Raw genomic sequence first — 4,490 nt, forward strand, 5'->3', positions numbered from 1 at the left:
CTCCAGCCGGATGGCGGGCGTGGGCGGGCGGGCCATCGTCGACTCCACCCCCGGCGCCGGCACCCGCATCCGGCTGGAGTGGTCCGATGTCCACTGACACCGCTCAAGCCACGTCGGCCGATCCGACAAGCACCGAGTCGACCGGGCCGACGGTGGCCGTGCCGGTGGCGGTCGAGGCGCGACAGGCCGCGGCCGCCGTGGCCAGCGCCTCCGACCGGGGCGCCCGGATCGTGGTGGTGGCGATCGCGCTCGCCTGGCACGCCGCGATCGGGCTGCCGGCGGTGCTGGCGGCCCGGGCGGACCTCGCGGCCCCGGCGGTGGTGGCGACCGGCTGGCTGGTCGTCGCGGCGACCGGCGCGCTGGCCGGCGTACGACTGCTGCGCGGCGCCCCGCTGCCGGCCTGGCCGCTGGCCGCGCTGCTGCTGGTGGTCGACGTGGCGGTCTTCGCCGCGGCCGGCGAGCGGCAGCTCTTCACCGCCGCCAACTGGGTCTGGGGCACCCTCGGCTGGTTCTTCGTGCTGGTGCTCTGGGGGCGGCGGGTGATCGGGCTGCTCGCCCTGCTGGCCGCGCACTCGCTGATCGCGTTGGCCGCCGTGCTCGGCCACGGCGCGACCGCCCCGGCCGACCTGGCCCGCTACGCGATGTACGTCTACGGCACCCTGTCGCTGCCGGTGGCGGTCTTCGTGGGCGGCGCGGTGATCGCCACGCTGGCCCGGGAGCGGGCCGCCTCCGCCGCGGCGGCGCATGCGATGGCGGCGGAACGGGACGCCGCCGAGCGGGCCCGCCGGGACCGCCGGGAACGGTTGGCGCTGGTCAGCGGGACCGCCGAGCAGGTGCTCGCCGAACTCGCCGACGGGCGGGCCGACCCGGCCGACCCGGACGTGCAGCGCCGCTGCGTGCTGGCCGCAGCCCGGCTGCGCCGGCTCATCGCCGAGTCCGACGACGTGCCCGACCCGCTGCTGCACGAGCTGCGGGCGGCCGCGGACCTGGCCGAACGCAGCGGCCTGCCGATCGACCTGGTCACCATCGGCACGCCGCCGCCGCTGCCGGTCGAGGTCCGCCGGCGGTTGGTCGACCCGCCCACCGCCGCCCTGGCCGGCGCCCGCGACTGGGCCCGGCTGACCGTGGTCGCCGGGCCGGCGGAGGTGGTGGTCAGCCTGGTCACGCCGGACCGGGACGGTCCCCCTGGCACCGGGCCGTCGCCGGCCTGCGGCGGCGACGGCGACGACCTGGTGGAACTGCGCTACGAAAACGACGGGGAGATCACATGGACGCAGACCCGGTGGCACCGGTGACCGGCGAGCGACCGGTGGGCGTGGCGATCGTCGACGACCATCCGGTGGTGGTCGAGGGGGTACGGGCCTGGCTGGCGACCGAGCCCCGGCTGACCGTACTGGCCACCGGCGACGACCCGGACGAGGTGCTGCAGGCCGCCCCGACCGCCGACGTGATCCTGCTCGACCTGCGGTTGCACGGTCGGATGGCGCTGGACAAGCTCGCCGAGCTGAGCGCGGCGGGCCGGCGGGTGGTGGTCTACTCCGAGCACACCGACCCGGAGACCATGCTCGCCGCGCTGGACGCGGGGGCGGTGGCGTTCCTCGCCAAGCACGAGGGCCGGGAGCACTGCGTGGCCACCGTGCTGGCCGCCGCCAGCGACCGCCCGTACGTGCCGCCGGCGCTGGCCGGGGCGATCGTCGGCGACGCCCGCCCGGACCGGCCCGTGCTGTCCGACAAGGAACGCGAGGCGCTGCTGCTGTGGTTCCAGTCGATGTCGAAGGCCTCGGTGGCCCGCCGGATGCGGATCAGCGAACACACGGTCAAGCAGTACGTCGACCGGGCGCGGATCAAGTACACCCGGGCGGGGCGGCCGGCCGCGACGAAGGCGGCGCTGCTCGCCCGGGCGATCGAGGACGGCCTCATCCGCCCGGAGGAGATCGGCATCTACCGGTCACAGGCGTCCCACGACCGGCCGACCCCCTAACGGGTGTCATGACACCGTGGTCCGGTTCGGCGACGCTCGGTGGGTAAGGCCGTCTGCTCCGGGAGATCCTGACCATGCACGACGACGCGTCCCCCTTCTTCATCGGTCCGCACCGGTTCGACGCCCCGGACGACGACGTCGCCCCGGTGCTCGACCGGCGCCACGAGTTGGTGCCCGAGCCGGGCGAGCGGGTGCTGTGGCGGCACCGGCTGCACGCCGCCGGCTACCTGCTCGGCCCGACCGAGGCGTGGCAGCGGTGGGCGCTGCCGGCGGCGGTGGCGGTGACCGTCACCGACCGGCGGATCGCGTACGCCGGCGGTGGGTGGCAGCTCGCCGTGGTCGGCGGGGCACGGGACACCGCCCGGCACCGCCACCGGGTCCGGACGCCGGGCCTGGTCAGTGGTCAGATCCGCTGGCAGTGGCCGTCCCGGCTGGAGCTGGTGCCGGCCGGGCCGGACCGGCCGGCCGAGCTGCTGGTGGTCTGCGACGCGCTGCGCACCATCTGGCAGCCGGCGCTCGCCCTGGCCGGCCCGGCCGACGAGGTCACCGAACTGGCCCGGCAGGTACGCCGGTCGGTGGCGGCGTTCCGGCTGACCCGGCCGCAGCTGGTCGACCTCTCCCCGGCCGAGCGGGACGTGCTGCGGCTGCGCGCCGGCGGCGGGCCGCTGGCCGGCGACGGCCGGATCACGCTGCCCGGATCGCTGCCGGTGGAGTTCCGGTCCCGGGACGACTACTACCACCCGGCGGGCGCGGGCTCCGGGTCGCTCGGGCCCGCAGCCGGCGCAGCATGCGGGCGTCGGTGAACCCGACTGTGCGGGCCGCCGCCTCCACGGTGCTGCCGTGCCCGATCAGGTGCTCGGCGCGCTCCACCCGCAACAGCTGCTGGTAGCCGAGCGGGGTCAGCCCGGTGGCCTGGCGGAACAGCCGGGTCAGGGTGCGCTCGGCGACCCCGCCGGCGGCGGCCAGCTCGGCCAGCGGCAGCGGCTCGGCGAACCGGGAGTCGATCAGATCCTGCACCCGGTGCACCGCGTCGGACAGGTGCGAGCGGTACCGCATCATGGCGCTGGCCTGCTGCTCGTGGCCGTTGCGCCGGGCGTAGACGACCATCGTCCGGGCGATCCGGGCGGCCGCCGACGGGCCGTGCCGGGTGGCCACCAGGTGCAGCGCCACGTCGATGCCGCTGGCGATGCCGGCCGAGGTGACCACCCGGTCGTCGACCACGTAGAGCACGTCGCGGACCACCCGGGCCGCCGGGAACCGCCGGTCCAGGTCGTCCTGCACGTCGTGGTGGGTGGTGCAGCGCCGGCCGTCGAGCAGGCCGGCCCGGCCCAGGGCGTACGCGCCGGCGCAGACGCTGGCCACTGTGCCGCCCCGGGCGTGGTGCTCGGCCAGCCGCCGCAGGTCGTCCGGGCCGACTGGCCCCTGCGGGCCGTGCGCGCTGGTCCGCCACCCGGGTACGACCACCAGATCGTCGCGGGTCAGCTCGGGCCAGTCCAGCCCGGCCACCAGCGGTACGCCCTGCACGGTCGGGACCTGCGGCCGGTCGGCGACGTAGTGCAGCCGGTAGTCGTACCCGAGGTCGGCGGCGGCGGAGAAGACCTGGGCCGGCCCGGCGAGGTCCAGCAGGTGCAGCTGCGGGACCAGCAGGAAGACGACCCGGGCCACGGCTCAGCCCCGCGCGCCGGCCGGGACCGCGCCGGTCACCTCGGCCACCGTCCGGACGGTGGCGAACCGGCCGGCCAGCGCGTACTCGGTGCGGGCGATCATCTCGTCGGTGGAGAGGGTGCGCGGGTCGGCGAGGATCTCGGCCAGGGTGGCGGTCTCCGGCAGGTCCCGGTGCGGGGTCGGGAAGGTCACCGTGGCGTCGGTCACGAAGGTCATCTCGTAGCCGAGGTCGCAGCCGACCCGGGCGGTGGTCTCCACACACTGCTCGGTGCGGATCCCGCAGACGGTGACGTCGCGGATGCCGGCCAGGGTCAGCACCTGCTGGAGGTTGGTGGTGGTGAACGCGTTGTGCGAGGTCTTCACCAGGGTCGGCTCCCCCGCCGCCGGCGCCAGCCCGTCGATCAGCCGGACGTGCCCGTTCGCCGGGTCGAAGACGCCGCCGCTGCCGGGTTCGGCGTGCAGGACCCAGACCACCACGTCGCCCCGGTCCCGCGCCGCGGCGACCAGCCGGCCGACCGCGCCGACGATGTCGGGGTTCGAGGCGTACGCCCAGATCGGGCGCTGCCGGAAGGACTCCTGGACGTCGATGACGACGAGTGCTGCTCTGCTCATGACCTGAATCCTGGCTGGCCGGGGGCCGGGGCGGCAGACACCATCCTGCCCCGCTGCGGAACGATCCGGCCAACCTCCCGCCCCGCCGTTCCGCGATCCTGCGGTACCGGCCCGCCGTCCGCGCCCTCCGTCCGTCACGCCGAGGGCGGGGCAGTGCGAGCTCGTGGACGGCTGGGTCAGGCCGGGGAGGTGCGGCGGTCCCCGCGGTCGAGGGCGGCGGCCTCCTCCGGGG

Annotated in this window: 5 protein-coding genes; 3 read left to right on the forward strand and 2 right to left on the reverse strand. The window is 76.2% G+C overall.

The features are described from left to right. Window positions 1–86 precede the first annotated feature (86 nt). From DLJ47_RS00440 to DLJ47_RS00450, 3 genes are all read left to right on the forward strand, one after another. Complete coding sequence (locus DLJ47_RS00440; RefSeq protein WP_109898135.1) at window positions 87–1,295, forward strand: hypothetical protein; 1,209 nt, start codon at window positions 87–89, stop codon at window positions 1,293–1,295. After that, complete coding sequence (locus tag DLJ47_RS00445) at window positions 1,268–1,981, forward strand: response regulator transcription factor (protein ID WP_109898136.1); 714 nt, start codon at window positions 1,268–1,270, stop codon at window positions 1,979–1,981. Before DLJ47_RS00440 ends, DLJ47_RS00445 begins: the two co-directional genes overlap by 28 nt. A gap of 74 nt (window positions 1,982–2,055) precedes the next feature. Next, window positions 2,056–2,784: a hypothetical protein gene (locus DLJ47_RS00450; RefSeq protein WP_109898137.1), complete on the forward strand. Its 729-nt coding sequence runs from the start codon at window positions 2,056–2,058 to the stop codon at window positions 2,782–2,784. Here DLJ47_RS00450 and DLJ47_RS00455 read toward each other — a convergent pair. Continuing rightward, window positions 2,666–3,646, reverse strand: a complete 981-nt coding sequence (locus DLJ47_RS00455) for a GlxA family transcriptional regulator (protein WP_109898138.1) — start codon at window positions 3,644–3,646, stop codon at window positions 2,666–2,668. The two genes, DLJ47_RS00450 and DLJ47_RS00455, sit on opposite strands and share 119 nt — an antisense overlap. A 3-nt stretch (window positions 3,647–3,649) precedes the next feature. Continuing rightward, entirely contained in the window at window positions 3,650–4,258 is a 609-nt protein-coding gene (locus DLJ47_RS00460; RefSeq protein WP_109898139.1) for a cysteine hydrolase family protein, read from the reverse strand. Window positions 4,259–4,490 lie beyond the last annotated feature (232 nt).

The organism is Micromonospora sp. S4605 (assembly GCF_003176715.1).
Taxonomy (GTDB): domain Bacteria; phylum Actinomycetota; class Actinomycetes; order Mycobacteriales; family Micromonosporaceae; genus Micromonospora; species Micromonospora echinaurantiaca.

Coding starts and splice junctions, on each gene's coding strand:
- DLJ47_RS00440 (WP_109898135.1), top strand. CDS start 87: ATGTCCACTGACACCGCTCAAGCCACGTCGGCCGATCCGACAAGCACC.
- DLJ47_RS00445 (WP_109898136.1), top strand. CDS start 1,268: ATGGACGCAGACCCGGTGGCACCGGTGACCGGCGAGCGACCGGTGGGC.
- DLJ47_RS00450 (WP_109898137.1), top strand. CDS start 2,056: ATGCACGACGACGCGTCCCCCTTCTTCATCGGTCCGCACCGGTTCGAC.
- DLJ47_RS00460 (WP_109898139.1), bottom strand. CDS start 4,258: ATGAGCAGAGCAGCACTCGTCGTCATCGACGTCCAGGAGTCCTTCCGG.